21 protein-coding genes are annotated in these 26,628 nt (G+C 71.1%); 13 read left to right on the top strand and 8 right to left on the bottom strand.

Annotated elements, in window-relative coordinates:
* Positions 1-5: 5 nt before the first annotated feature.
* Complete coding sequence (locus BMZ92_RS26360) at positions 6-4,634, bottom strand: ATP-dependent helicase (protein WP_091512791.1); 4,629 nt, start codon at positions 4,632-4,634, stop codon at positions 6-8.
* 100 nt (positions 4,635-4,734) lie between these two features.
* Between BMZ92_RS26360 and BMZ92_RS26365 the strand changes: the two genes are divergently transcribed.
* From BMZ92_RS26365 to BMZ92_RS26380, 4 genes are all read left to right on the top strand, one after another.
* On the top strand, positions 4,735-6,495 hold the full coding sequence (locus BMZ92_RS26365) for an Hsp70 family protein (RefSeq protein WP_091512793.1): 1,761 nt from the start codon (positions 4,735-4,737) through the stop codon (positions 6,493-6,495).
* 119 nt (positions 6,496-6,614) lie between these two features.
* The gene (locus BMZ92_RS26370) at positions 6,615-6,809 is read left to right on the top strand and encodes a DUF3046 domain-containing protein (RefSeq protein ID WP_091512796.1); all 195 of its coding nucleotides are present in this window, start codon (positions 6,615-6,617) and stop codon (positions 6,807-6,809) included.
* A 207-nt stretch (positions 6,810-7,016) separates the two neighbouring features.
* Positions 7,017-8,060 (top strand): recombinase RecA, encoded by a 1,044-nt coding sequence (gene recA, locus BMZ92_RS26375; RefSeq protein WP_091512798.1) that lies wholly within the window; start codon positions 7,017-7,019, stop codon positions 8,058-8,060.
* A 224-nt stretch (positions 8,061-8,284) separates the two neighbouring features.
* Complete coding sequence (locus BMZ92_RS26380) at positions 8,285-8,812, top strand: regulatory protein RecX (protein ID WP_091512982.1); 528 nt, start codon at positions 8,285-8,287, stop codon at positions 8,810-8,812.
* A gap of 81 nt (positions 8,813-8,893) precedes the next feature.
* Here the strand turns inward: BMZ92_RS26380 and BMZ92_RS26385 are convergent, their stop codons facing one another.
* From BMZ92_RS26385 to edd, 3 genes are all read right to left on the bottom strand, one after another.
* A complete protein-coding gene (locus tag BMZ92_RS26385; RefSeq protein ID WP_091512801.1) occupies positions 8,894-10,336 on the bottom strand; it encodes a lipase maturation factor family protein in 1,443 nt (480 codons plus the stop codon).
* 727 nt (positions 10,337-11,063) lie between these two features.
* Positions 11,064-11,681 carry a bifunctional 4-hydroxy-2-oxoglutarate aldolase/2-dehydro-3-deoxy-phosphogluconate aldolase gene (gene eda / locus BMZ92_RS26390; RefSeq protein ID WP_281245232.1) on the bottom strand — a complete coding sequence of 206 codons (618 nt, stop codon included), beginning with the start codon at positions 11,679-11,681 and terminating at the stop codon, positions 11,064-11,066.
* 46 nt (positions 11,682-11,727) lie between these two features.
* Positions 11,728-13,575 (bottom strand): phosphogluconate dehydratase, encoded by a 1,848-nt coding sequence (gene edd, locus BMZ92_RS26395; RefSeq protein WP_091512805.1) that lies wholly within the window; start codon positions 13,573-13,575, stop codon positions 11,728-11,730.
* A 232-nt stretch (positions 13,576-13,807) separates the two neighbouring features.
* On the opposite strand from edd, the gene BMZ92_RS26400 reads away from it, so the two are divergent.
* Genes BMZ92_RS26400 through BMZ92_RS26415 form a run of 4 tightly spaced genes read left to right on the top strand, consistent with a single transcriptional unit; the run spans position 13,808 to position 17,637 of the window.
* Positions 13,808-14,095, top strand: coding sequence for a hypothetical protein (locus BMZ92_RS26400; RefSeq protein WP_091512808.1), 288 nt, complete (start codon positions 13,808-13,810; stop codon positions 14,093-14,095).
* A 43-nt stretch (positions 14,096-14,138) separates the two neighbouring features.
* Positions 14,139-14,963 (top strand): hypothetical protein, encoded by an 825-nt coding sequence (locus BMZ92_RS26405; RefSeq protein WP_091512810.1) that lies wholly within the window; start codon positions 14,139-14,141, stop codon positions 14,961-14,963.
* An 11-nt stretch (positions 14,964-14,974) separates the two neighbouring features.
* Complete coding sequence (locus BMZ92_RS26410; protein ID WP_091512812.1) at positions 14,975-16,888, top strand: fumarate reductase/succinate dehydrogenase flavoprotein subunit; 1,914 nt, start codon at positions 14,975-14,977, stop codon at positions 16,886-16,888.
* The gene (locus BMZ92_RS26415; RefSeq protein ID WP_091512815.1) at positions 16,885-17,637 is read left to right on the top strand and encodes a succinate dehydrogenase/fumarate reductase iron-sulfur subunit; all 753 of its coding nucleotides are present in this window, start codon (positions 16,885-16,887) and stop codon (positions 17,635-17,637) included. The genes BMZ92_RS26410 and BMZ92_RS26415 overlap by 4 nt, the downstream gene beginning before the upstream one ends.
* Position 17,638: 1 nt before the next feature.
* On the opposite strand, the gene BMZ92_RS38305 is transcribed toward BMZ92_RS26415, so the two are convergent.
* From BMZ92_RS38305 to BMZ92_RS26430, 4 genes are all read right to left on the bottom strand, one after another.
* Positions 17,639-17,935, bottom strand: coding sequence for a response regulator (locus tag BMZ92_RS38305; protein ID WP_245783261.1), 297 nt, complete (start codon positions 17,933-17,935; stop codon positions 17,639-17,641).
* Between the two features lie 438 nt (positions 17,936-18,373).
* Positions 18,374-19,075, bottom strand: a complete 702-nt coding sequence (locus tag BMZ92_RS38310) for a P-loop NTPase fold protein (protein ID WP_245783262.1) — start codon at positions 19,073-19,075, stop codon at positions 18,374-18,376.
* A gap of 18 nt (positions 19,076-19,093) precedes the next feature.
* Positions 19,094-19,750, bottom strand: a complete 657-nt coding sequence (locus tag BMZ92_RS26425; protein ID WP_091512817.1) for a glycoside hydrolase family 75 protein — start codon at positions 19,748-19,750, stop codon at positions 19,094-19,096.
* A 95-nt stretch (positions 19,751-19,845) separates the two neighbouring features.
* Entirely contained in the window at positions 19,846-21,000 is a 1,155-nt protein-coding gene (locus BMZ92_RS26430) for an ROK family transcriptional regulator (protein WP_091512819.1), read from the bottom strand.
* A gap of 79 nt (positions 21,001-21,079) precedes the next feature.
* Here BMZ92_RS26430 and BMZ92_RS26435 point away from each other — a divergent pair, with 79 nt between their 5' ends.
* Genes BMZ92_RS26435 through ggh form a run of 5 tightly spaced genes read left to right on the top strand, consistent with a single transcriptional unit; the run spans position 21,080 to position 26,514 of the window.
* Positions 21,080-22,405 (top strand): ABC transporter substrate-binding protein, encoded by a 1,326-nt coding sequence (locus tag BMZ92_RS26435; RefSeq protein WP_091512821.1) that lies wholly within the window; start codon positions 21,080-21,082, stop codon positions 22,403-22,405.
* Positions 22,405-23,223, top strand: coding sequence for a carbohydrate ABC transporter permease (locus BMZ92_RS26440; RefSeq protein WP_091512823.1), 819 nt, complete (start codon positions 22,405-22,407; stop codon positions 23,221-23,223). Before BMZ92_RS26435 ends, BMZ92_RS26440 begins: the two co-directional genes overlap by 1 nt.
* The gene (locus BMZ92_RS26445) at positions 23,220-24,062 is read left to right on the top strand and encodes a carbohydrate ABC transporter permease (RefSeq protein WP_091512826.1); all 843 of its coding nucleotides are present in this window, start codon (positions 23,220-23,222) and stop codon (positions 24,060-24,062) included. Before BMZ92_RS26440 ends, BMZ92_RS26445 begins: the two co-directional genes overlap by 4 nt.
* The gene (locus BMZ92_RS26450) at positions 24,059-25,132 is read left to right on the top strand and encodes an ABC transporter ATP-binding protein (RefSeq protein WP_091512984.1); all 1,074 of its coding nucleotides are present in this window, start codon (positions 24,059-24,061) and stop codon (positions 25,130-25,132) included. Before BMZ92_RS26445 ends, BMZ92_RS26450 begins: the two co-directional genes overlap by 4 nt.
* The gene (gene ggh, locus BMZ92_RS26455) at positions 25,129-26,514 is read left to right on the top strand and encodes a glucosylglycerate hydrolase (protein WP_091512828.1); all 1,386 of its coding nucleotides are present in this window, start codon (positions 25,129-25,131) and stop codon (positions 26,512-26,514) included. The genes BMZ92_RS26450 and ggh overlap by 4 nt, the downstream gene beginning before the upstream one ends.
* The last annotated feature ends 114 nt before the right edge of the window (positions 26,515-26,628 follow it).

Here is a 26,628-nt window from a genome sequence, read left to right on the forward strand (position 1 = left end):
GCCGGTCAGGCCCGGAGCCGGAGCCCCTTCGGCGTCGCGCGGAAGCCGGCGTCACGAAGGACGTCGGCCAGTGCCGAGGTCAGCGCCTGCTCACCGTCCGCCCGCTGCACCGCCAACTGGCCCAGCCAGCCCTCCCGCACCGCACGCGACAACGCCTGCGCCGCCGAGCGCAACGCCGCGTCATCGTCGGTGAAGGACAGCAACGACTTGCCGCCTCGCTCGACGTACAGCACCGGCAGCCCGTCGACCAGCACGACGAGCGCGCCCGCCTTGCGCGCGGGCCGATGCTTGGTCTCCCCCGTCGGAGGAGGCCACGCCAGCGCCGCGCCGTACGGCTGAGCCGGGTCCGTCGCCGCGAGCACCACGGCGTCGACTGGTTTACGGCCTCCCGCAGTGTCCGACAACGCGCGCAACCGGTCCACCGCGCCCCTGGCCGCGAACTGCGCGGCGCCGAGGCCTTCGATCACATATCCCCTGATGACCTGTCCAGAGTCCTCCATTCCCCGAAGTACCTTGTAGATCCCCGAAAAGCCGCCGGTGACGCGTTCCGTTTCGAGTGCGCCGCGGGTGAGCACCCCGTGCCGTTCCAGGAACGCCTCGGTGCGCGCATGCGTGCGTCTCGTCGGATCGCTTTCCCGCAACGGCGTAAGCCCCCACCGCCCCGCGACCGTGGGCGGCCCCGTCCGGGAGGGCATCGCCGGCCGGCCGGCCCGCATCCGCGCGTACCGGCCGCGCGGCGCCGACTGCCGGGGTTTGTGCGTCGCGCCCCGGCCGGACACCAGTGCCCGCAACGGACCGAGCGTGTCACCCGTGACGTGCCCCGCCCACACGAGATCCCACAGCGCCGCGACGACCTCGCCGTCGGCGGGCGCCTTGTCGACCAGCAGCGTCACGCGGTCCACCAGCTGCCGGAAGAACAACGCGCCACCCTCCAAAGTGGACAGTATCGCGGCGTGCAGCGGACTGGCCGGCGCGTTCTCTTCGATCTCCGGCAGCAGCAGGTCGGCGACGTCGGCCGGCGCCAGCGCCACCCAGCCGTCACCACCGGCCAGCGCCCCGCACCCGGCCCACGTCACCTCACCCGCCGTGGTGAGCTCGTCCAGCAGCGCGGGGTAGTACCCCGGCAGCCGGCTCGGCAGGATCAGCGACTCGACGGCGCTCGCCGGCAACGGTGCACCCGCGAGCTGTTCGATCACCGACAGCACGTCATCCGCCGTCGGCGCCGCCCGCATCCGGGCCCCGATGCCGTGCCACGAGGGCAGGAACCGGCCCAGCGCGGCGGGTTCCACGGGTTCCACCTCGGCCCGCAACCTCGCCAGCGAGGCCCGGCGGAGCCGCCGCAACACCGCGGCGTCGCAGTACTCCACCCCGGCGCCGTGCGTGTCCGGATGGCCGACGGGACTGAGCTCGCCACGCACGAGCCGCCCTTCGGCGGTGAGCCTGTCGAGTACGCCCGCCACGACGGCCGTGCCGAGCCCGAACCGCTCCGCCGCCTGCCGCGCCGGGAACGGGCCGTGTGTCCGTGCGTACCGGGCCAGCAGATCACCCAGCGGATCGGCGACGGGCTCGGTGAACGCCTCCGGCACGCCGATAGGCAACGCGACTCCGAGCGCGTCCCGCACCCGGCCCGCGTCCTCGATCGCCAGGTACCGTTCCTCGCCCGCGATCCGCACCGGGATGGCGCGCCGCTGGCCCACCAGGTCCGTCAGCCACGACTGCTCGATACCCCGCGCCGCGGCCTCCTCGGCGGAGAGGTCCCCGAGGAACCGCAACAGGTCCGCCGCGTCCTCGGCGTTGCGTGCGTGCCTGTCCGGCTCCAGGCGCTGCAGCGAGCGCTCGACCTCCGCGACCACCTCCGGGTCGAGCAGCTCCCGGATCGCCTCGGTGCCCAGCAACTCGGCCAGCAGCGCGGAATCCAGCGCCAGCGCCGCCGCCCGCCGCTCGGCCAGCGGCGCGTCGGTCTCGTACAGGAACATCCCGACGTAGCCGAACATCAGGCTGCGCGCGAACGGCGAGGCGGCCGGCGTCTCCACCTCGACGACGCGGACCCGCCGCGAGCGCACGTCCATCATCAGCTCCCGCAGCCCGCCCACGTCGTAGACGTCCTGCAGGCACTCGCGCATCGCCTCGAGCACGACCGGGAAGCGCTCGTACTTCGCCGCGACCGCGAGCAGTTGCGACGCCCGTTGCCGTTGCTGCCACAAGGGTGTCCGCCTGCGCGGGTCCCGGCGCGGCAGCAGGAGCGAGCGGGCGGCGCACTCCCGGAACCGGGCGGCGAACAACGCCGAGCCGCCGACCTCGGCGACGATCAGCTGCTCGACCTCCTCCGGATCGATCAGCACGTCCTCGGCGGTGATCGTGACCTCACCGCCGTCGTCGTCCAGCGCGTCGGGCAGGCGCAGCACGATGCCGTCGTCGGAGTGCATGACCTGGGCGTCGACCCCGCGGTTCTCGCGGAGCCGGGCCGCGATCGCCAGCGCCCACGGGGCGTTCACCTGCGCGCCGAAGGGGGAGTGCAGCACGATCCGCCAGTCACCCAGCTCGTCACGGAAGCGTTCGAGCAGGATCGTCCTGTCGTTGGGCACGTGCCGCGTCGCGGCGCGCTGCTCCTCCAGGTACGTCAGCAGGTTGTCACACGCACGCTCGTCCAGCCCCGCGGCTTCGGCCCGCGCCCTGGCCTTCTCGCTGTCCACACTGGACACTTCACGCACGAACGCGCCCAGCGCGCGCCCCAGTTCCAGCGGCCGCCCCGGTGCGTCCCCCTTCCAGAACGGCATGCGCGCCGGTTCCCCCGGCGCGGGCACGACGATCACGCGGTCGTGCGTGATGTCGGTGATGCGCCACGACGAGGTGCCCAGCAGGATGGTGTCCCCGACCCGGGACTCGTACACCATCTCCTCGTCCAGCTCGCCGACGCGCGAGCCGGCCTGCCCCTCGCCGCCCGGGGTCATCACGGTGAACAACCCGCGGTCGGGGATCGTGCCGCCCGAGGTGACGGCCAGCCGCTGCGAGCCCGGTCGCCCCCGCAGCTCACCCGTCACCCTGTCCCACGTGATCCGGGGCCGCAGCTCGCCGAACTCCTCGCTCGGATACCGGCCGGCGAGCATGTCCAGCACCGCGAGCAGCGCGTCGTCGGGCAGCGCGGCGAACGGGGCGGCCCGGCGGACGAGGGCGCCCAGCTCCTCCACCGTCCACGGTTCGAGTGCGACCATGGACACGACGTGCTGGGCCAGCACGTCGAGCGGGTTGCGGGGATACCGGACCGCTTCGATGGCCCCGCTCGTCATGCGCTCGGACACCACCGCGCACGACACGAGATCTCCCCGGAACTTGGGGAACATCACGCCGGTGGACACCGCGCCGACGTGGTGCCCGGCCCGGCCGACGCGCTGCAGCCCGGACGCGACCGTGGGCGGCGCCTCGATCTGCACCACGAGGTCGACCGCGCCCATGTCGATGCCGAGCTCCAGCGAGGACGTCGCGACGACGCACGGCAGCCGCCCCGACTTCAGCTCCTCCTCGACGTGGGTGCGCTGCTCGCGCGACATGGAGCCGTGGTGCGCCCGCGCGACGGTGACCTCGGCGCCCGTGGTGTGCCCCGAGCCGCCGATCGCCTCGGCCGGGAACTGTTGCCCCGGCTCGAGTTCCGTCTGCTCGGCCGCCAGCTCGTTGAGCCTCGCGGTGAGCCGTTCGGTGAGCCGCCGGGAGTTCGCGAAGACGATCGTGGACCGGTGCTCGCGGATCAGTTCGAGCACCCGTTCCTCGACTGCCGGCCAGATCGAGGGCCTGCGCACGGCCGCGCCCGCGATCTCCTCGTTGGTCCCGATCCCGCCCTCCGACGGCAACGGCAGCGCGTCGAGCGGAGTGGGCGGGGGAGCGTCCAGGTTCGCCATGTCCTCGACCGGGACCTCGACCCGCACCTCGATCGTCTTCAGCGGTTTCGGCTGCACCACCCGCACCGGGCGCCCGCCGCCGAGGAACGCGCTCACCTCGTCGACCGGGCGGACCGTCGCGGACAGGCCGATGCGCTGAGCCGGGCGGGGCAGCAGCGCGTCCAGCCTTTCCAGTGACAGCGCGAGGTGCGCGCCGCGTTTCGAGCCGGCGACCGCGTGCACCTCGTCGACGATCACCGTCTCCACGCCCCGCAGCGACTCGCGCGCCGACGAGGTGAGGATGAGGAACAGCGATTCCGGCGTGGTGACCAGGATGTCCGGCGGGGTGCGGGCGAAGGACCGCCGGTCGGCGGCCGGCGTGTCCCCCGTGCGCATGCCCACCGTGATCTCCGGTGGCTCCTGCCCCAGCCTGCGCGCGGCCTGCGACATGCCGGCGAGCGGAGCACGGAGGTTCCGCTGCACGTCGACGGCCAGCGCCTTGAGCGGGGACACGTACAGCACCCGACAGCGCTTCGCCGGGGTCTCCGGCGGCGGACCCACGGCGAGCCGGTCCAGCGCCCAGAGGAACGCCGCGAGGGTCTTGCCGGACCCCGTCGGCGCCACGACCAGCGCGTGCTCACCCGCCTGCGCCGCCTCCCACGCCCCGGCCTGGGCTTCGGTGGGCGCGGCGAACGCCCCCGCGAACCAGTCCCTGGTCGCGGGGGAGAACGAGTCGAGCACTCCGGTCACGTTCTCCATCATGACCCGACCCACCGACAATTTTTCGCGGGTCCGCGTCCGCGACCCCCCTTCCGCATGACAGCATCAGGTCCCGACCTGGGCGGATGGCGAGGGGGAGAGCGTGCGGATCCTGTCGGTGGACCTGGGGACGTCCAACACGGTCGCCGTCCTGTCGGCCCACGGCATGCCGCCCCGCGTGGTCGAGGTGGACGGTTCGGCGACCATGCCCTCCGCGGTGTTCGCGGCGGAGGACGGCACCCTCGTCGTCGGCCGGGACGCCGAGCGCCGCGCCCGCCTCGACCCGGCGAGGTTCGAGCCCAACCCGAAGCGTCGCGTCGACGAGCAGACCCTGTTGCTGGGGCAGGACGTCGTGCCGGTCAACGAAGCGCTCGCCGCCGTGCTGCGCCGGGTGCTGGACGAGACCACACGCCAGCTCGGCGGAGAACAACTCGATGAGCTGCGCTTGACTCACCCGGCCGAGTGGGGGCAGCCGCGACGCACCGTGCTGATGACCGCGGTCCGCCTCGCGGGGTACGCCGGACCGGTACACCTCGTACCCGAACCGGTGGCCGCGGCCGCGCACTTCGCGTCCTTCCCGGGCCGCGGGCTCGCGCCCGGCCAGGCCCTCGCCGTGTACGACTTGGGGGCGGGCACGTTCGACGTCGCGGTCGTCGGCGCGGGCCCGAACGGGTTCGCCGTGCTGGCCGAAAACGGCCTTCCCGACCTCGGCGGGCTCGACGTCGACCAGGCGCTGATGGTGCACGTCGGCAGGGAGGTGTCCCACCGCGACCCGCAGCGCTGGCAGCGGCTGCTCCGCCCGGAGTCCACCGCGGACCGGCGCACCCGCCGTGCGCTCCAGGAGGACGTGAAGGCGGCGAAGGAGGCGCTGTCCCGGCTGCCGCAGACCGAGGTGCCGATGCCGGAACCGTTCACGGACGTGCTGGTCACCCGCGGCGAGCTGGAGGCGCTGGTCCGCCCGGCGCTGCTGCGCAGCGTCGAACTGCTGTCCAGGACCGTGGCCGCGGCGGGCCTGACCCCCGACCGGCTGGCCGGCATCTACCTCGTCGGCGGCGCGAGCAGGTTGCCGCTGGTCGGGTCGATGATCGCCGAGCACCTCGGGGTGGTGCCCGTCAGCCTGGACCAGCCGGAGACCGCCGTGGCCTTCGGCGCGCACCACGTCCACGGCGAGGGCATCGGCGGCCGGACGCAGCAGGTTCCACCCCCGCCCGTCGCCCCGCCGCCCGTTCCCCCGATGGTGTTCCCGACGGGTTTTCCCAGCTACCCGGCACCGGTGAAGCGGAGCAGGAAGAAGCCGGTGCTCGCGGCCGTCGCGGTGGTCGCGGTCCTGGTCGCGGCCGGGCTGACGTACCTGTTGTGGCCGTCGGGTGCCTCGGTGACCACGTACAGCGCGCAGGAGTGCGCCCGGCCGGGCGCGCCCGACGGACAGGGCTTCACCGGCTGCCTGCGCCAGCTGGCGGGCACCATCGCGGACACGTCGCAGTGCACGCCCGGCGCGGGCAGCGGCGACATCGCGCCGCCGGCGAGCCAGCGGCTCGGCGTGCTCGTCACGTGCTCGGCCCCCGCGCTCGCCGGGGCGCAGGTCACCTACGTGCACGGCAGTTCGGCGGCCGATGTGAAGGAGTACACCGACCGGCTGCTCACCTCGGTGGGCGGCGACCAGGTCCAGGCGCGGTGGCAGGGCAACGCGCTGACCGGCACGTACTCCGCCGCGGGTGGGAAGTCGGCGTCGGTGCTGGTCTTCACGGTCGCCGACCGGCCGCTGGCCGGGGTGGTCTACCAGAAGGCGGGCAGCGGGCAGCAGGCGTCGAGCGCGTCCCAGCTGGCCGACTACTTCGAACGGACGGTCCAGCCGGGCACGTGATCACTTGCGCCGCATGCCCCACAGCGCGCGCAGCGCGACCACGAGGGCCCCGAGGAGCACGGCGATCGAGGCGATGGTGAGCGCGGTCTGGCTCATGTGCCCACGGTAGCCTGGGCACGATGCGAATTACCGTCTTCCGAAGGCTGATGGCCGACGAGTTCGGGCCCGGCCGGGCCGAGGTGCTGGCGAAGGACCACGTGTTCAGCGCGCTGGGCGGGCGGACCGTCGAGCAGGCGCTGGCCGCCGGGATCCCCGCCAAGGAGATCTGGCGCGAGGTGTGCGTGGCGTTCGACGTGCCCGCCGAGCGCCGGTGAGCCCGCGACCGGGAAAAACCGTGCCGAAGGTGTGTCAGTCCTTGCCTCGAACACGTGTTCGGCTATCGTGTTGTCCACAGAGGGGTCAGCTGTCCACAGATCGGCCGTCGCGATCAGGAATTGTCGGACCCCGCCCGTAGTGTCGGGCCCAACAGCTCAAAACCCGAGACAAGCCCTACCGGCTTCCGACCGACGAGGTGGATTTCAATGCCCGCAGCAGCCCCCGACAAGGACAAGGCCCTCGAGCTCGCGCTCGCGCAGATCGACAAGCAGTACGGCAAGGGGTCGGTGATGCGCCTCGGTGACGAGGGGCGCGCGCCGATCGAGGTCATCCCCACCGGCGCGATCGCGCTGGACATCGCGCTCGGCATCGGGGGCCTGCCCCGCGGCCGGATCGTGGAGATCTACGGCCCGGAGTCCTCCGGTAAGACCACCGTGGCCCTGCACGCCGTGGCCAACGCGCAGAAGGCGGGCGGCATCGCGGCGTTCATCGACGCCGAGCACGCGCTCGACCCGGAGTACGCCAAGGCGCTGGGCGTGGACACCGACGCGCTGCTGGTCTCCCAGCCCGACACCGGTGAGCAGGCGCTGGAGATCGCCGACATGCTGATCCGCTCCGGCGCGCTGGACATCCTGGTCATCGACTCGGTGGCCGCGCTCGTGCCCCGCGCCGAGATCGAGGGCGAGATGGGTGACTCGCACGTGGGTCTGCAGGCCCGGCTGATGAGCCAGGCGCTGCGGAAGATCACCGGTGCGCTGTCCAACTCCGGCACCACGGCGATCTTCATCAACCAGCTGCGTGAGAAGGTCGGCGTGATGTTCGGGTCCCCCGAGACCACGACCGGTGGTAAGGCGCTGAAGTTCTACGCCTCCGTGCGGCTCGACGTCCGCCGCATCGAGACGCTGAAGGACAGCGGCGAGGCCGTCGGTAACCGGACCCGCGTGAAGGTCGTCAAGAACAAGGTCGCGCCGCCGTTCAAGCAGGCCGAGTTCGACATCCTGTACGGCCAGGGTGTGTCCCGCGAGGGCTCGCTCATCGACATGGGTGTGGATCAGGGCATCCTGCGCAAGTCGGGCGCCTGGTACACCTACGAGGGCGACCAGCTGGGCCAGGGCAAGGAGAACGCGCGGAAGTTCCTGCGCGACAACCCGGACATCGCGAACGAGATCGAGAAGCGGATCAAGGAGAAGCTCGGTATCGGCGCCCAGGTCGACGCGGAGGACGCCGCCCCGGCTCCCGTGGAGTTCTGAGCCGCGAGGGCTGCCGGTTTGCCGGTGGCTCCCGTTCGCCGAGGGCGGCAGGTGCCCGCGAGCCCGGGTTTCGCGAGCAGCGGTTGTCGGCCGCGGTGTTCGGGGCCATGGGTCTCGGGGGTGAGCTGCGCGCTGGGCCAGTCCGGGGAACAGCGGGTGCTGTCTTCCGGACGGCCTGGCACGGCGGGGGAGGTGCCGCAGACTGAGGGAGGGGTATGCCGAAGATCGATCCTGCCGAGCTGTCGCCGGAAGAGGCGTGGAAGAAGGCGAAGGAGATCTGCTTCGACCTGCTCGCCATCCGCGCCCGGACCAAGGACGAGCTTCGGCAGGCGCTGCGCCGCAAGGGTTTCGACGAGGAGCTCAGGGAGCGCCTGCTCGGCAAGCTCGACAGCTCGGGCCTGGTGGACGACGCCGCGTTCGCCGAGCAGTGGGTGCGGTCACGGCACACCTACCAGGGGCTGGCCCGCACCGCGCTCGTCGCCGAACTCAAGCGCAAGGGGGTCGACGGGGAGGTCGCCGCGCAGGCTGCCGGGGAGATCGACCGCGAGTCCGAGGAGCAAAAGGCCCGTGAGCTGGTCCGCAAACGCCTGCGCTCGATGACGGCGGTCGACGAGCAGACGGCCATCCGGCGCCTGCTGGGCACGTTGGCGCGCAAGGGTTACCCGCAGGGGCTGGCGTACTCGGTGGTCCGTGACGAGTTGCGGAAGGCCGGTGCCGAATCCACGCCGCTTGACGACGCCATCCCGGACTGAGCCTGCTCCGGCTTGAGGCGCGGCTGCGGATGGCTCTGGCGCGAGGAGCCGCGGGGTGTCCCCGCTGTTTCTGGCCGTGAGCTACTCGGCCGCGACGGCGGTGCCGTCGGGGCCGAGGCGTCCGGCTTTGAGTGCGCGGCCGACGGGTTCGCGCACCCACCAGTCGCCGGTCTCGCGGTGCTCCTGGGGTGTGGTGAACCGGTAGCGGAACAGGCGTGCGCGCAGGTACGTGGGGCGCCGGCCGTCGAACGGATCGCGTCGGAGGAGTTTGAGCGTGGCCCGGTCGGCGGCGAGCAGTTTCTCGGCGAGCGGTTGCAGCCAGGAATCGGAGTACTGGGAGGACAACGAAGCGAACCACATCAGCCAGTCGAGTCGCAGGTGGTACGGCGCGAACTGGCGCGGCCAGCGGCGGAGGTTCCCGGGCTTGCCCTTGAACTCGTACTCGTGCCACACCGTGTCCGGCGTGAGTTCGGGTTCCTCGGTGGCCTCGATGATCACCTCGTGCCGGGTTTTCGTGATGCTGCCGAAGGCGCCGTAGGTGTTGACCAGGTGGAGCCGGTCGAAGCTGTAGTTCATCAGCTGGCTTCGGGAGATCAGGTTGCGCGCCGGCCGGTAGCTGAGCACGAGCACGAGTGCGGTCACGGCGAGCACGAGTACCCGGAACCACAAGGGCGGTTCTGTCAGTGGTGGCGGGGTGAACGGCAGCAGGTGACTGTCCAAAGCGGACACCGCGATGGTGATCGTGAGGAAGTTCAGCCACGAGAAGTTCCCGCTGATCACCAGCCACAGCTGCGTCACGATCATGATCAGTGCCGCGATGCCTGCCGCCGGTTGCGGAGCGAACAGTGCGAACGGGACGATCAGCTGGGTGAAGTGGCTCGCCAGCACCTCGGCTTTGTGCAGCGGTTTGGGCAGGTGGTGGAAGTACCAGCTCAGTGGGCCGGGCATGGGCTGGGTTTCGTGGTGGTAGTACAGGCACGTCAGGTCCCGCCAGCACCGGTCGCCGCGTAGCTTGATCATCCCGGCGCCGAACTCCAGCCGGAACAACACCCACAGCAGCAACCACAGCACGGGGACCGGCGCCGCCATGTCCGCCGGTCCGAGGAAGATCGCGAGAAACCCGGTCTCCAGCAACAGGGATTCCCAGCCGAAGGAGTACCAGATCTGTCCGACGTTGACGATCGACTGGTACAGCACCCACGGCACGGCCCACACGACGAGCGACACCCACAGCGACGCCGAATCGGTCAGCCCGAGCACGAGGACCGCGGAAACCGCGACGCCGATCCAGGCGACGGACGCGAAGAACGTGTCGGAGTAGTAGAGCTGGAAGATGCTGGGCGCCCGCCGGAACGGCACCCGCGCGACGAACTTCGGTATCGGCAACAACCCGCGCGCGCCGAGCAACGCCCGGAACTGGTTGGCGGCCACCAAGAAGGCGACGAGGTACAGGGCGGCGAGCATCCGCTGGAACGCCAGTTTCGACGCCCAGTAGTCGGGGTCGGTGAACCAAGCCCATCCCACGGCGGCCAGGCTAGTGCCCCGCCGCCCGCCCCGCCGGGTTCCACCGCCTCGCCTCGGAACACCGTCTGCTTGCAGACATGTCGACTTGCGGCTCTGCCTAGGCCTTGGGTGGGGTGAGCCACCGGCGCCACGTCGCCGACGCCGCCCGGCTGCTGCGCCAATCCCGGGAAGCACCCGGGGATGGTGCGGTCGGAGCCGCGCCAGGCGGCCCGGATCGCAGTAGAAATGGCGCGGCCGTATCAACCGCGTCCGGTTAGTCGTGGCCGCCCGGCCAGCCGTGCCCTTACCCGGCCAACTGGGCGGGCCCCGGCCAGTCGCGGCCGTACCGGGCCAACCGGACGGGCTCGTGTCCGGCCAGCCGCGGCCGCCTGGCCCAGGCCGCGCGGGGCCGCGGCCGCCTAGCCAGCCGTGCCCGTACCCGGCCAACCGGGCGGGTCCGTGTCTGGCCAGCCGTGGCCGCCCGGCCAACCGGGCGGGCTCGTGTCCGGCCAGCCGTGACCTCCCGGCCAGCCCGCGCGGGGCCGCGTCCGCCCAGTCAGCCGTGCCCGTACCGGGCCCGCCGCGCGTGCCACCGCCCGGCCAGCCGCGCTTCGACTTACCGCACCGCCCGTGCCCCGACGGGCACTCCGAAGCCCCGCCCGCCCCGCCCCGCCGATCACCCCAAACCCCGCCCGCCCCGCCGCACGGGCGAGACGGCCGGAGGCGCCCCGGCAACCTCCCGCAACAGTCACCGCAGTGCGGCGGCCTCCCGGGCCAGCGCCGTGACCCGGTCGAAGTCCTTCGCCGCGAGGGCGTCCTTCGGGGTCAGCCACGAACCGCCGACGCAGCCGACCGAGGGGAGGGCCAGGTACGCGGGCGCGGTCTCCGGAGTGATGCCGCCCGTCGGACAGAAGCGCAGGCCCGGGAGCGGCCCCGCGATCGCCTTCAGGAACGGCACCCCGCCGCTCGGCTCGGCCGGGAAGAACTTCAGCGCCGTCAGCCCCTGCTCGGCCAGGCGCATCGCCTCCGAGACCGTGCCCGCGCCCGGCAGGAACGGCAGCCCCGTCCCCACCACGGCCTCCAGCACCCTGTCCGTGCACCCGGGCGTCACCAGGAACTTCGCGCCCGCGTCGGCCGCCTGCTTCGCCTGCTCGGGCGTCGTCACGGTGCCGGCCCCCACCACGATCTCCGGCACCTCCGCCGCCACGCGCTCGATCGCCGCCAGCGCGACCGGCGTCCGCAGCGTCAGCTCGATCACCCGGATCCCACCCGCCAGCAACGCCCGCGCCACCGGCACCGCGTCCGCCACCTCGTCCAGCACCACGACCGGCATCACCGGCGACAGGTCCAGCAGCTCGTTGCCCACCAGCGTCCTCCTCAAACCAGGGTCCACCACCATTGTCCCGGACGCCTCAGACCCGCGCCGCCGCCGCGCCGAAGTGCCCCGGCGTCATCGGGCCGAACACGCTCGCCCCCTGGTCCGCCGGGCCCACCGCCCGCCGCAACGCCGTGAACAGCTCCCGGCCCGTGCCCACCCATGACGCCTCGTCCGGCGCCGAGTCACGCACTGGGCGCGCGGCCAGCTCTGCCTCGTCGACCAGCACGTCCAGCGTGCCCGCCTCCGCGTCGAGCACCACCACGTCCCCGTCCTCGACGCGGGCGAGCGCGCCGCCCGCCGCGGCCTCCGGGGTGACCTGGATGGCCGACGGGATCTTGCCCGAGGCACCCGACATGCGTCCGTCGGTGATCAACGCGACCTGGAAACCCCGGTCCATCAACGCGCCCAGCGCGGGCGTCAGGCCGTGCAGCTCCGGCATGCCGTTCGCCTGCGGACCCTGGTTGCGGATCACCACCGCCACGTCGCGGTCCAGCTCACCCGCGCGGAACGCCTCGTCGAACGCCCGCTGCGACGTGAACACCCGCGCCGGCGCCCGCACCACCCGGTGCTCGGGCGCGACGGCCGACACCTTGATCACCGCGCGGCCCAGGTTGCCGCTCAGCATCCGCAGCCCGCCGTCCTCGGCGAACGGGTCGGACACCGGGCGCAGCACGTCCGTGTCGAGGCTCCGCGTCGGCACCTCGCGCCACACCAGGCCTTCGCCGGTCAGCACCGGTTCCGACCGGTACCGCGACAACCCGTCCCCGGCGACCGTGCGAACGTCGTCGTGCAGCAACCCCGCGTCGAGCAGCGTGCCGACCAGGAACTGGACCCCGCCCGCCGCGTGGAAGTGGTTGATGTCGGCGCTGCCGTTCGGGTACACGTTCGCCAGCAGCGGCACCACCGCGGACAGGTCCGAGAAGTCGTCCCACGTCAGCTCGATCCCGGCCGCCGCGGCGATCGCCACCAGGTGCATCGTGTGGTTCGTCGAACCGCCCGTGGCCAGCAGCGACACGACACCGTTGACCACCGACCGCTCGCTGACCACCTCCGCCAGCGGGGTGTACTCGTCGCGTGCCAGCGCCACGATCCGGCGGCCCGCCTCCTCGGTCAGCGCTCGGCGCAACGGCGTGCCCGGCGGCACGAAGCTCGCGCCCGGCAGGTGCAGGCCCATCACCTCGACGACCAGCTGGTTCGAGTTGGCCGTGCCGTAGAACGTGCAGGTGCCGGGCGAGTGGTACGACGCCGACTCCGCCTCCAGCAGGTCTTCCCGGCTCGCGCGGCCCTCGGCGTACAGCTGCCGCACGCGCGCCTTCTCCTTGTTCGGCAGCCCCGAGGGCATCGGCCCGGCGGGCACGAGGATCGCGGGCAGGTGCCCGAACGCGAGTGCGCCGATCAGCAGCCCCGGCACGATCTTGTCGCACACGCCCAGCAGCAGCGCCCCGTCGAACATCTCGTGCGACAGCGCGACGCCCGTCGCCATCGCGATCACCTCGCGGCTGAACAGCGACAGCTCCATCCCGGCGCGGCCCTGCGTGATGCCGTCGCACATCGCGGGCACGCCGCCCGCGAACTGCGCCACGCCACCGGCCTCCCGCGTCGCGGCCTTGATCCACTCCGGGTACTCGCCGAGCGGCTGGTGCGCCGAGAGCAGGTCGTTGTAGGCCGACACGATGGCGACGCCGGGCTTGCGGAGCCCGCGGATGGCGAGCCGGTCCGAGCCCCCGCACGCGGCGAAACCGTGCGCCAGGTTGCTGCACGCCAAACCCGCCCGCACGGGTCCTTCGGACCGGGCCGCTGCGACACGTTCCAGGTACGCGGCACGGCTCGTGGCGCTGCGTGCCTCGATACGCCGGGTGACTTCCTCGACGACTGGGTGCATTACCGCCTCACGGGGTTCGGGATGGGGCCTGGAGACGGCAACGCTGGCGTCGCAGGTTCGTGACAGTGCCCACACTAACGAGAGAAATCGCCGGATCAAAATCGATTAAGAAGATCGTTTAAGGTGACGCCGATCACAACGATGAGTCACGATGTGCTACTTGTCACATTGCTACCCGACCGGCAGAGTCGCTACTGACGGCTCCGCCGCCGACCCACTCGGAGGTACACCGATGTCCAGCACCGAACTCGCGGAGATCCGCCGGGCCCTCGGCCAGTTGCGGCAGTGCGTGGGCGCGCTGCGTTCCCGCTACGGCGACGCCGCCGCTGTGCGGCGCCTGGCCAACGACGTGGACCGGCTCGACATCGACGTGTGCGAGCTGGAGAACCCGATCCCCGTGCAGGCCAAGCCCTCCACGCCCGTGCAGGTGGTCAAGATCCCCGACGCCCCGTACGACCCGTCGCTCTGGCAGGGCGCCGACGACGAAGGGGTCGGCGGTTACCACCGTGACCAGCCGTGACCGGACGACCCAGCACCGCGCCACGCGGTGAGGAGGAGGTTGAGTGAGCGCGCCCGCTGACAACGAGGTCGGCACCGGCGTGCGGGCGCCCCGGCGCGCCCGCATCGCCGAGCGCACCCTGCGGACGGACCGCTGGTGGCTGCCGCCCCTGCTCACCACGCTCGGTCTCGCGACGTTCATCGTGTACGCGACCGTCCGCTCCTTCGTCCGGACCGCCTACTGGGTGCCGGAATACCACTACCTGACGCCGTTCTACTCCCCGTGCGTCTCGGCTTCGTGCGTCCCGGGCTCGAGCCATTTCGGGCACTGGTTCGGCGAATTCCCGAGCTGGATCCCGCTGGGTGCCCTCGTGTTGCCCTTTTTGCTCGGATTCCGCCTGACCTGCTATTACTACCGGAAGGCCTATTACCGTTCGGTGTGGTTCTCGCCGCCCGCTTGTGCGGTGGCGGAACCGCACCGAAAGTACACCGGGGAAACGCGGCTTCCGCTGATCGTGCAGAACGTGCACCGCTACTTCTTCTACGTCGCGATGCTCGTGTCCGTGATCAACACCTACGACGCGGTCCTCGCCTTCCACGGCAGGACAGGCGGTTTCGGCTTCGGGCTGGGCAACCTCATCCTGCTCGGCAACGTCGTGCTGCTGTGGGCTTACACGCTTTCCTGCCATTCGTGCAGGCACATCACGGGCGGGCGGCTGAAACACTTCTCGAAACACCCGGTGCGGTACTGGATGTGGACACAGGTGACCAAACTCAACAACCGGCACATGCTGCTCGCCTGGACCACGCTCGGAACCCTCGTGCTCACCGATCTCTATGTGATGCTCGTGGCCAGTGGTGCGATTTCCGATCCCCGTTTCGTGAACTAAAAGGTGGCTGAATGACCGAGGTCGAGCGGCTCGACTACGACGTGGTGGTGATCGGTGCGGGTGGTGCCGGTCTGCGAGCCGTCATCGAGGCCCGCCAGCGCGGGCTGTCCGTCGCGGTGGTGTGCAAATCCCTGTTCGGCAAGGCGCACACGGTGATGGCCGAGGGCGGGTGCGCCGCGTCGATGGGCAACGCGAACTCCAACGACAACTGGCAGGTGCACTTCCGCGACACCATGCGGGGCGGGAAGTTCCTCAACAACTGGCGCATGGCGGAGCTGCACGCCAAGGAGGCGCCGGACCGCGTGTGGGAGCTGGAGACCTACGGCGCGTTGTTCGACCGCACCGCCGACGGCCGGATCAGCCAGCGGAACTTCGGCGGTCACACGTACCCGCGGCTGGCGCACGTCGGCGACCGCACGGGCCTCGAGCTGATCCGCACCATGCAGCAGAAGATCGTTTCGCTGCAACAGGAGGACAAGCGCAAGTACGGCGACTACGAGGCCAAGGTCAAGGTGTTCGCCGAGTGCACGATCACCGAGCTGCTCAAGGACGGCGGCCGGATCGCGGGCGCGTTCGGTTACTGGCGCGAGAGCGGGCGGTTCATCCTGTTCCAGGCGCCGGCGGTGGTGCTCGCGACGGGCGGGATCGGCAAGTCGTTCAAGGTCACGTCGAACTCGTGGGAGTACACCGGCGACGGGCACGCGCTGGCGATGCGCGCCGGCGCGACGCTGATCAACATGGAGTTCGTCCAGTTCCACCCCACCGGCATGGTCTGGCCGCCCAGCGTCAAGGGCATCCTCGTCACCGAGGGCGTGCGGGGCGACGGCGGCGTGCTCAAGAACTCCGACGGCAAGCGGTTCATGTTCTCCTACGTGCCGGACGTGTTCAAGGGGCAGTACGCGGACAGCGAGGAAGAGGCCGACCGCTGGTACACCGACCAGGAGAACAACCGCCGCACGCCGGACCTCCTGCCGCGTGACGAGGTGGCGCGCGCGATCAACGCCGAGGTCAAGGCGGGCCGCGGTTCGCCGCACGGCGGGGTGTTCCTCGACATCGCCAGCAGGCTCACGCCCGAGGAGATCAGAAAGCGCTTGCCGTCGATGTACCACCAGTTCAAGGAGCTGGCGGACGTCGACATCACGGCGGAGCCGATGGAGGTCGGCCCGACTTGCCACTACGTGATGGGCGGGATCGAGGTGGACCCGGACACGGCGTCGTCGTCTGTGCCGGGGTTGTTCGCCGCCGGGGAATGCTCGGGCGGCATGCACGGGTCGAACCGGCTCGGCGGCAACTCGCTGTCGGACCTGTTGGTCTTCGGCCGGAGGGCTGGCCTCGGTGCTGCGTCCTATGTGGAATCGCTGGCGGAGCGGCCGAAGGTCGCACAGTCCGATGTGGACGCCGCCGCACGCACCGCGCTGGTGCCGTTCGACCCGCCGCGGCAGGGTGTCGAGGAGAACCCGTACACGCTGCAGAACGAGCTGCAGCAGACGATGAACGACCTCGTGGGCATCATCCGCAAGGCCGAGGAGATCGAGCGGGCGCTGGCGAAGCTCGACGAGATCAAGGAACGCATCGGCAACGTGCTGGTCGAGGGGCACCGGCAGTTCAACCCCGGCTGGCACCTGGCGCTGGACCTGCGGAACATGCTGCTGGTGAGCGAATGCGTCGCGCGGGCGGCGTTGCTGCGCACGGAATCGCGCGGCGGGCACACGCGGGACGACTACCCCCAGATGGATTCGCACTGGCGCAACAAGCTGCTCGTGTGCGAGACGACGACGGACGACCCGCTGGCGCCGGGCGTGCGCGTCACGCCCAAGGACCAGGAGCCTCTGCGGCAGGACCTGCTGGAGCTGTTCGAACTGGACGAGCTGGCGAAGTACTACACCGACGAGGAGCTGGCGGCGCACCCCGGGAGGCAGGCGTGAGTTACAAGGCGAACTTCCGGGTGTGGCGCGGGGACGCGGCGGGCGGCGAACTGCAGGACTTCACGGTGGAGGTGAACGAGGGCGAGGTCGTGCTCGACATCATCCACCGGCTGCAGGCGACGCAGGCGTCCGACCTCGCCGTGCGGTGGAACTGCAAGGCGGGCAAGTGCGGCTCGTGCTCGGCGGAGGTCAACGGCAGGCCGCGCCTGTTGTGCATGACGCGGATGTCGGTGTTCGCCGAGGACGAGGTGATCACGGTGACGCCGATGCGCACGTTCCCGGTGATCCGCGACCTCGTGACGGACGTGTCGTTCAACTACACCAAGGCCCGCGAGATCCCGGCGTTCGCGCCGCCGCCGGAGCTGGCGCCCGGCGAGTACCGGATGCAGCAGGTCGACGTGGAGCGCTCGCAGGAGTTCCGCAAGTGCATCGAGTGCTTCCTGTGCCAGAACACGTGCCACGTGGTGCGTGACCACGAGGAGAACAAGGAGCACTTCGCCGGGCCGCGGTACCTCATGCGCATCGCGGAGCTGGAGATGCACCCGCTCGACGCAGGCGACCGGCGCGAGGCCGCGCAGGCCGAACACGGGCTGGGCTACTGCAACATCACCAAGTGCTGCAGCGAGGTGTGCCCGGAGAACATCCACATCACGGACAACGCGCTGATCCCGATGAAGGAGCGCGTGGCCGACAAGCGGTACGACCCGCTGGTGTGGCTGGGCACGAACCTGTTCCGCCGCAAGAAGTAGGTCACTCGCGCTTCGCGACCCCGGCGAGCCACTCCAGTACGTCGCCGGGGTCGGTGGTGACGCCGTCCGCACCCAGCTCCTCGGCCTGCGCGAGTCGCGACGGGGTGACCTGTCCCGTGTAGAACAGGACGGGGCCGTCGTAGAGGCCGCGCTCCCGCAGGTAGCGGAGATCGGTGAAGCCGGCCTGCGGGTCGTCGCCGCGGCGGATGTCCGAGACGAGCGCGGTCGGGCGCACCCGGGGCAGGGCCTCGATCGCGTCCTCCCGGTTCGTGACCGACTCCACCTTCGCGCCGCCCATGCGCATGAGGTCGGCCAGGGCCCCCGGGACCGCCCGGGTCGTCGTCGATCCACAGCGGGAGGCTGCGCAGCAGCGTCACGAACTCCTTGTCCTTGGCCAGTTCCGGGAACTCGACGGGCAGTTCCTGGGTGACCTCGTCGAGGCGCTCGGACAGCACGGCCTTGCTCGCGTCCGGTGCGGGCGGGCGGACGCCGGTGGCCTCGAACAACTGCGCCAGGCGGAGCGGATCGGGTTCCTCGCCGTGGCGGACGGCCTCGCGGACGTCGTGGTAGTCGAGGAACCGGGTGGCCACGTCGTCGTAGGGCGAGTTGACGATCATGTTGTAGAAGCCGGGGTAGAAGTGCCGCAGCAGGATCAAGCGGCTGATCAACAGCTTCGTGGTGGAACACCACCTCGGCCGCATCGGGGACGAGCTCGGCGCCGACAACCTCGTCAAGATCATCCTGCTGCGGCACAGCTGACCTGGATGATCTTCTCCAGGTAGCGCACCCCGTCGCCGACGCGGTCGTGGCCGACGGCCCGCCACAGCACCGCCTGGTCGCACGCGTCGACGAACACGACCAGCAGGCGCTCGTGCCCGCCACCGCCCTTCGCGAGCCACGCCGTCGCCATGTCGCGGACCACGGCCTTGATCTCGTTGCGCGCCTTGGCGTCCACGGCGAGCGCGCGCCACATCGCGTCGACCGCGGCGCCGAGCCCGAAGAAGCTCGACGCCACCGGTGACGCCGCCTTGAGCGCGCCGACCACGTGCGCCCGCCGGAGCGTGCCGCGCACGGCCCGGCGGAGCACGTTGCGGTCGAAGCTGAGCAGGACGGACTTGATGAGCCCTTCGACGGCGTCGGCCCGCTCGGAGGTCCACGCGTTGAACCAGACCGTGCTGACCGCGCCGTCCCTGCTGAGCGCGGTGTCGAGCGCGCGCAGCAGGCTGCTCTTGCCCATCCCCCAGCCGGCGTCGATCGCGACGGTGAACGGCGCCGCGCGCCGGGAGGACAGGATCAGGTCCGCGAGGTTGCCCGCGGTGGCCGTCGACTCCAGCAGGTCCTCGTTGCCGCCCTCGCCGACGGGGGAGTCGTTGAGGACGGCGAACGGTGAGTGACCGGACCCGGTCACGGTGAACCCCTCTGCGTCGAAAACGGTCACCGCAGGGTTATACCGGGTTCAGTTGTTCTGCAGGAACTGGCTTGCCAGTGCTTCGCCCGTCGAGGTGGCCTTGTCGTGGTTCTCGATGGGGGAGACGGTCGAGTTCTTGAAGCAGATGTACGTGACGCCGGAGTCGGTGCCGCCCGTGCTCGGGTCGGGGTCGATGCCCAGCGCCTGCGCGGTGGCGTAGGACGCTTCGCCGATGATGTCGGTCGGGCCGGTGTCACCGATGACCGCGTAGACGACCTTGCCGTTGTAGATCACCGCGCACGAGCCGCCCCCACGCAGGCCCGACGACGAGTAGTTCCACGTGCTGCTCGGGCTCGGCACCACGATGTAGGGCAGCTGTGCGGCGTTCAGGGGCTGGTCGGTCGAGGTGTGGAAGGCCGTGTCGGGGTAGAAGCAGCAGTCGGTGTTCTCGTTGCACTGGCTGGTGCGCTGGCCGTCGCAGTCGATGTCCATGTCGGCGTGCCAGAACACGGCCCCGTTCGCGCCGCACACTCCGACGGTGCGGCTCGCCTCCTCGTCGGTCTTGTACTTCCCGCTGGAGATCTGGCTGCAGCTCTGGGTTTTCGCCAGCAACTGGGCGGCGGTGGGACCGGCGGCCTGTGCCGCGGCGGTCGGGAACAGGCTCACGACGAGCGCGAGCACGGCGAGCACGACCTTCCTGCGCATGAACAGCCTCCTAGTTAGGAAACTTTCTTAACTTTTACGGGGAGTACTCAGGATGCTCCGGCTCGTCACCGTCCGCAAGATACTTTCGTAGGGGTTCAGGCGTGCACGAGCGCGTCGACCGCGGCGGGGGCGAGCATCTCGTCCGCCACGAGTCCGGCGACCCCGGTGAGCGTGGTGTTCACGCCCAGGCGACAGGCGTCCACGCTCACCCCTTCCAGTGCGGTCGTCTGCGCGTTGGCCCGCACCGCGTCGCGCAGGCTGTCCAGGAACGGCGGCAGCACGCCGATCGCCCCGCCCACGCGCAGGTACCGCGGGTTGACGATGGTGACGACGGTGGCGAGCACGGTGCCGACGAGCCTGCCCGCGGCGGCGGTCACGCGGATCGCCTCGATGTTGCCCGCGCGCACGCGCCGCACGACGTCCTCCGCGCTGCGCACGCCGGTCGGCCGCAGCTGCCGGATCACCGCCTGCCCGCTCGCGATGGCCGACACGCACCCCCGCCGCCCGCAGTCGCAGCGCTGGTCGTTGCCCTCGATCCGGATGTGCCCGATCTCCCCCGCCGACGCCGTCTCGCCGCGGTGCGTGCGTCCCGAGATCACCAGCCCCGCGCCGATCCCGGTGCCGACCTTCACGCCGACCAGCGCCGCGTCCGGCCGCCCCAGCTCGCAGTACGCGCCGAACGCCAGCGCGTTCGCGTCGTTCTCCAGGAACACCGGCACCGACAGCGCGTCGGTGAAGCGGTCCCGCAGCGGCAGGCCGGTCCACTCGCGCATGCTCGGCGGGGCGATCGTGGTGCCGCGTTCGTGGTCGATCTGGCCCGGCACGCTGAGCCCGACCGCACACAGGCTGTCCGCCCGCCCCGTCTCCGCCAGCAGTGCGCGGCCCGTGTGCAGCAGGTGGGAAAGCGTTTCCTCCGGCAGGTGGCCGACCGGCAGTGGCCGGTGCAGCTGGGCGAACACGTCACCGCGGAGGTCGACGACGGCGATCGTCGCGTGCCGCTGCCCGACGTCGGCGACCAGCGCGGTGCGCCCGGTGTCGTCCGCCGCGAGCACCTGGGCCGGGCGCCCGCCGTTCGAGGCGCGCAATCCGGTCTGCCGCACGAGCCGGTGGCGCTGCAGCACGTCGAGCCGCTCCACCATCGTCGCGCGGGACAACCCGATGCGGTCCTGGAGTTCCTGCCTGGTCAACGGCCCCTCGGCGCGGAGCACGGCGAGGATGTGCCCGGCGGAGGTCGGCGGCGGCGTGCGCATGTTGACAGGCTCTCCCGGAGAGACTTATGTTCAATTACCTGACAGAAGTCTAACCGGCCCCGGAAGCGGAGAGAGACAGATGCGCGCGGCCCGCCTGCCCGGCAGCGGCCCGACCCGTCGCACCGTCCTGCGGGGACTCCTCCTGGCGGGCACGGCTTCGCTGGCCTCCGGGTGCGTCGGTTTCGCGACGACCGGCGCGGGCGGCACGGTGTTCCTGTCGACGCAGTTCCGGCCGGTCGCGGAGGCCGAGAACTTCCGCCGGTTCCTCCGCAAGGCGCACCTCGACGGGGTCAGCTACGTCACGATCGAGGAAGGGCCGTTCGCGAGCCAGGTGCAGAGCCAGGTCTCGGCCGGGCGCACCCAGGTCGGTCTCCTCGGCGGCTCCCACAGCGACCTCGCGCCGCTGGCCGGGAAGTACCTCGAAGACGTCACGCCGGTGCTGGCCGGGCTCGGCGAGCGCGGCATCCCGCAGGAGTACCTGACGCTCGCGAAGGCCGGCACGCCGCAGACCTGGTACGTGCCGTGGGCGCAGGCCACGTTCGTGCTGGCCGCGCACGAGGAGGCGCTGGCGCACCTGCCGCCCGGCGCGGACCCGGAGTCGCTCACGTACGACCAGCTGCTGGACTGGGCCATCGCCGCGCGGCAGGCGGCGGGGCGACCGCTGCTGGGCCTGCCCGCCGGCCCGAAGGGGCTCATCCACCGGTTCCTGCAGGGTTACCTGCTGCCGTCCTTCACGGGCGGCCAGATCACCACGTTCCGCTCGCCGGAGGCCGTCACGGCGTGGGAGTACCTGCGTGAGCTGTGGCGCAACTGCAGCCCGTCGAGCACCAACTACGACTTCCTGCAGGAGCCGCTGGCCTCCGGCGAGGTGCGGTTCGGCTGGGACCACGTCGCCCGGCTGGTCGACGCGCCCAAGCAGGACCCCGGCAAGTGGCGGATGCTGCCCGCGCCACGCGGTCCGAAGGGGCTCGGGTACATGGCCGTGGTGCTGGGGCTGGCGATTCCCAAGGGCAGCACCGATCCCGAGCAGGCGCAGCGGGTGATCACGGCGTTGTCGGCGAAGGAGACGCAGGTCGAGCTGTTGCGGTCCAACGGTTTCTTCCCCGTCGTCGACGTCGAGATCCCGCGTGACCTGCCGCCCGCCCTCCAGCTGGAGGCCGACGCCGTGCGCAGGCAGCGTGACGCGCAGGGCGGCATCCTTTCGCTGCTGCCGGTCGGCCTCGGCACGCGCGAGGGCGAGGTGACGAAGGCGTTCAAGGACTCCTTCCAGCAGATCGTGCTCGGTGGTGCCGATATCCGCTCCACTTTGGACAAGCAGGCGGGGGTGCTGCGCAAGGTGTTCGACGACCTCAAGGTGCCGTGCTGGGCGCCCGACCCGCCGTCGGCCGTCTGCGAGGTGGCGTGATGCGCCTGCGTGGACCGTGGCTGCTGCTCCTGCCCTCGATCGTGTTCATGCTGGCGTTGTTCGGCTGGCCGCTCGTGCAGGCGCTGATCTCGGCGTTCAGCGAGGGCGCCGGCGCGTGGGAACGGCTCTTCACCGACGCGTACTTCCTGCGAGCGCTGCGGAACACGCTGCTGCTGATCGTCATCGTGGTGCCGGTGCAGCTCGTGCTCGCGGTCGCGATGGCGCTGCTCGTGCAGGCCCGGCCGCGGTTCCTGGCCGGGCACTTCTACCTGTGGACCATCCCGCTCGCGGTGTCGGAACTGGCCGCCGGCCTGGTGTGGCTGTCGGTGTTCGACAGCCGTGGCTACCTGAACTCGCTGCTCGCCTCGCTCGGGCTGCCGACGGTGCAGTGGCTCAACTACACCAGCACCGGCACGATGCTGCTGGCCGTCGTGATCGCCGAGGTGTGGCGGGCGACGTCGCTGGTCTTCGTGATCGTCGTCGCCGGGATCCAGCTGGTCCCGCGTGACTACGACGAGGCCGCGCAGGTGTTCGGCGCGTCGTGGTGGCAGCGGCTGCGGCACGTGACGCTGCCGCAGCTCGGGCCGAGCCTCCAGGTCGCGCTCATCCTGCGCACGATCCTCGCGCTGCAGGCGTTCGCCGTGGCGCAGGCGCTCACCGGCCGCGACTTCCCGCTGCTCGTCGGGGAGACCTACCAGTGGTATGTGAACCTGCAGAACCCGCCGGTCGCCAGCGCGGCCGCGCTCGTGGTGCTGGTGCTCTCGCTCGGCACGGCCGTGCTGTACCTGCGGTCGATGCGGAACAGGGCGGCGGCATGATCCTCCCCGAGATCGACCGCGCCCCGCTGCGCCGCCGCCGGTGGCGGGCCATCGGCGTCCAGGTCGCCTGCATCGTGATCACGGTGTTCATGCTGCTGCCGATGGTCCTCATCGGACTGACCGCGGTGTCGTCCCCGGCCGCGCTGCTGGAGTTCCCGCGCCCGTTCATCCCGAGCGGGTTCTCCGCCGACACGCTGCTGGCGTTCGTCCAGGCCACCGGCACGATCCCCGCGCTGGGCAACTCGCTGCTCGCCGGGGTCTACACCGTGCTGCTCTCGCTCCTCGTGGGCGCGCCCGCCGGGTACGCGCTGGCGCGCTACGCTTTCCGCGGCAAGGACACCTACCAGGTGTTCATGCTCCTCGCCCGCGCGCTGCCGATCGTGGTGCTGTCGGTGCCGCTCGCCACGCTGTTCCTGAACGCCGGGGTGTACGACACGGTGTTCGCGGTGACACTGCTGCACACCACCCTGGCCATGCCCACCACGGTGCTGATCAGCGCGAGCGTGTTCGTTTCGGTGCCCACGGACGTCGAGGAGGCGGCCCGCGTGTTCGGCTGCAGCCGGTTCGAGGCGGCGCGGCGGGTCGTGTTCCCGCTCGCCGCGCCCGGCCTCGCGGCGGCGTCGATCTTCACGTTCGTGTTGTCGTGGAACGAGATCCTCGGCGCGGCGGTGATCACGCTGGGCCACCGCACGCTGCCGGCGCAGGTGCTGGCCTCGCTCGGCGAGGCGCCGCAGACGTACCGGTTCGCCGGCGGGTTCGCGTTGATCCTGCCCGCGCTCGTGTTCATCTTCGTGATGCGCCGGTACCTGGTGAACATGTGGGGGACGACGCTGCGATGAGCGAACTGATCGTGCACGAGCTGGTCAAGACCTACCCCGGCGGTACGCAGCGGGCCACCGACGAGGTGTCGCTGCACGTCGCCGACGGCGAGTTCCTGGTGCTGCTCGGCCCGTCCGGCTGCGGCAAGACGACGTTGCTGCGCATGGTCGCGGGCCTGGAGACGCCGGACTCGGGGCAGGTGGTGATCGGCGGCAAGGACGTCACGTACCTGGAACCGCGGCGCCGCAACCTGTCCATGGTGTTCCAGTCCTATGCGGTGTTCCCCAACAAGAAGGTCTACGACAACATCGGCTTCGGGCTGAAGGTCCGCGGGGCGCCCGCCGACGAGATCCGGCGCAAGGTCGAATGGGCGGCGGACCTGCTGCAGCTGCGGCCGTACCTCGACCGTTACCCGGCGAAGCTCTCCGGCGGCCAGCGGCAGCGCGTCGCCGTCGCTCGCGCCATCGTCGTCGACTCCGACCTGCTGCTGATGGACGAACCACTGTCCAATCTAGACGCTTTGCTGCGGTTGTCCTTCCGCGCCGAGCTGAAGAAGCTGGTGTCGGAACTGGGTATCACGACGCTGTACGTGACCCACGACCAGGTGGAAGCGCTTTCCCTGGGGGACAGGGTGGCCGTCATGCGCGAAGGACGCGTCGTGCAGGCCGGGCCGCCGACCGAGGTGTACGCCCAGCCCGCGGACACGTTCGTCGGCGGGTTCCTCGGCAGCCCGCCGATGAACTTCCTGCGTGGCGCCGTGGACGGCACGCACGTCGACTTCGGCGGGCAGTCGCTGCCGCTGCCGTCGGCGCTCACGTCCTTTTCCGGCAAGGAAATCCTTCTGGGAATCCGGCCCGAGGCCATCACCGTCGACACTGGGGAGACGGGTCTGCACGCGGCGGTCGAGGTGTTCGAACCACTGGGGTCCTCGACACTGCTCACCACGGAAGTCGCCGGTCAGGTGCTCAAGGTGCAGGCACCGGCCGACTTCCGCGCCGAACCCGGCGAACGGCTCGCGCTGCGGCTGCCGCCGGAGCGGTGCCGGTGGTACGACCCCGAAACCCAGTTGTTGTTGGAGGCCCAGGAATGACGGTGGACGCCACGCGCACGACGGAGAGCTCTCCCGGCGATAGACGGCCGGTCCGCTTCACCGAGCCCGCGCTGGCGGCCAGGGCGGCCCGGGTGTTGCGGGACAACGACACCGGTGCCGTCATCACGGCCGCGCCGAGGCTCTACCCGCACATGTGGAGCTGGGACGCCGCGTTCATCTCCATCGGCCTGGCCCGGCTGGACGTGCAGCGCGCCATCGCCGAGCTGGACACCCTGTTCGCCGCGCAGTGGCGCAACGGGATGGTGCCGCACATCGTCTTCACCGACGACGACGCCTACTTCCCCGGCCCCGACCGGTGGGGCACCGACACCGCGCCCGACGGGCCGCGGAACGTGCGCACGTCCGGCATCTGCCAGCCGCCGGTGCACGCGATCGCGGTGCGCCGCGTGCTCGACATCGCGCGCCGCTCCGGGCCGAACGACCGCCTCGACGCCGAACGCTTCGCCCGCCGGATCTGGGCGAAGTTGTACGCGTGGCACCGCTGGCTCGTCGAGTACCGGACGCCGGGGTCGAGCGGGCTCATCGCCATCGTGCACGGCTGGGAGTCCGGAATGGACAACTCGCCGCGCTGGGACGTGCCCTACGACGCGGTGCACCCCGGCGCCGCGCTGCCGCCGTACGTGCGCAAGGACGTCCGGCTGGTCGGCGATCCCGGCGAGCGGCCGACCGACCGCGAGTACGACCGGTACCTGTGGCTGATCGAGGAGATGCGCCGCGCGGGCTACGACCAGCGCAAGATCGTCAGCGGGTCCAGCTTCCTCGTCGGGGACGTGTTCATCACCGCGTTGTTCGCGATGTCCTGCGACGTGCTGATCGAGCTGGGCGAGGAGTTCGGGCAGGAGCCGGAGCAGCTGGCCGACCTGGCGGACTGGGCCGCCAAGGCACGCGCCGCGGTCGCGGGCAGCTGCCACTCGGTGTCGGGGATGGCGCGCGACCGCGACCTGCGCACCGGCCGCTGGCTGGACACGCAGACGATCGCGGGGTTCTCGCCCCTGCTGTGCGGCGGCGCGCCGGACGACGTGCAGCTGCGCCTGCTGTCGCTGCTGGACAGCGACCGCTGGTGCGGGCACCCGGACCTGCTGGCCCCGGTGCCGCCGTCGGTGTCGCCGATGCGCCCCGGCTTCAACCCGAGGCAGTACTGGCGCGGTCCACAATGGCCGGTGGTGGTGTGGCTGTTCAGCTGGGCCTTCGAGCGCCGCGGCTGGCACGAACGGGCGAGGAAGCTGCGGGACGGCGGCATCAGGCTCACGGAGGACGGCTCCTTCGGCGAGTACTACGAGCCGTTCACGGGCGAACCGCTGGGCAGCACGGACCAGTCCTGGACGGCCGCCGTAGTGCTCGACTGGCTCTGCGGCTTCTGAGTACGAAGAGGGCCTGCGCGTTCGCTCGTGCGGGGGTTGGAGCGCCACGCCCCGCATCCCCAGCCCACTCGAGTGCCTGAACACGAAAAAGGGGCCCGCACAACCATGCGGGCC

Origin of the sequence: Amycolatopsis sacchari (genome assembly GCF_900114035.1) — a bacterium.
Lineage (GTDB): Bacteria > Actinomycetota > Actinomycetes > Mycobacteriales > Pseudonocardiaceae > Amycolatopsis_E > Amycolatopsis_E sacchari.

Coding starts and splice junctions, on each gene's coding strand:
- BMZ92_RS26400 (WP_091512808.1), top strand. CDS start 13,808: ATGTCCAGCACCGAACTCGCGGAGATCCGCCGGGCCCTCGGCCAGTTG.
- BMZ92_RS38305 (WP_245783261.1), bottom strand. CDS start 17,935: ATGGGCGGCGCGAAGGTGGAGTCGGTCACGAACCGGGAGGACGCGATC.
- BMZ92_RS26425 (WP_091512817.1), bottom strand. CDS start 19,750: ATGCGCAGGAAGGTCGTGCTCGCCGTGCTCGCGCTCGTCGTGAGCCTG.
- BMZ92_RS26360 (WP_091512791.1), bottom strand. CDS start 4,634: ATGATGGAGAACGTGACCGGAGTGCTCGACTCGTTCTCCCCCGCGACC.
- BMZ92_RS26450 (WP_091512984.1), top strand. CDS start 24,059: ATGAGCGAACTGATCGTGCACGAGCTGGTCAAGACCTACCCCGGCGGT.
- BMZ92_RS26370 (WP_091512796.1), top strand. CDS start 6,615: ATGCGAATTACCGTCTTCCGAAGGCTGATGGCCGACGAGTTCGGGCCC.
- BMZ92_RS26440 (WP_091512823.1), top strand. CDS start 22,405: ATGCGCCTGCGTGGACCGTGGCTGCTGCTCCTGCCCTCGATCGTGTTC.
- ggh (WP_091512828.1), top strand. CDS start 25,129: ATGACGGTGGACGCCACGCGCACGACGGAGAGCTCTCCCGGCGATAGA.
- edd (WP_091512805.1), bottom strand. CDS start 13,575: ATGCACCCAGTCGTCGAGGAAGTCACCCGGCGTATCGAGGCACGCAGC.
- BMZ92_RS26430 (WP_091512819.1), bottom strand. CDS start 21,000: ATGCGCACGCCGCCGCCGACCTCCGCCGGGCACATCCTCGCCGTGCTC.
- BMZ92_RS26445 (WP_091512826.1), top strand. CDS start 23,220: ATGATCCTCCCCGAGATCGACCGCGCCCCGCTGCGCCGCCGCCGGTGG.
- BMZ92_RS26410 (WP_091512812.1), top strand. CDS start 14,975: ATGACCGAGGTCGAGCGGCTCGACTACGACGTGGTGGTGATCGGTGCG.
- recA (WP_091512798.1), top strand. CDS start 7,017: ATGCCCGCAGCAGCCCCCGACAAGGACAAGGCCCTCGAGCTCGCGCTC.
- BMZ92_RS26435 (WP_091512821.1), top strand. CDS start 21,080: ATGCGCGCGGCCCGCCTGCCCGGCAGCGGCCCGACCCGTCGCACCGTC.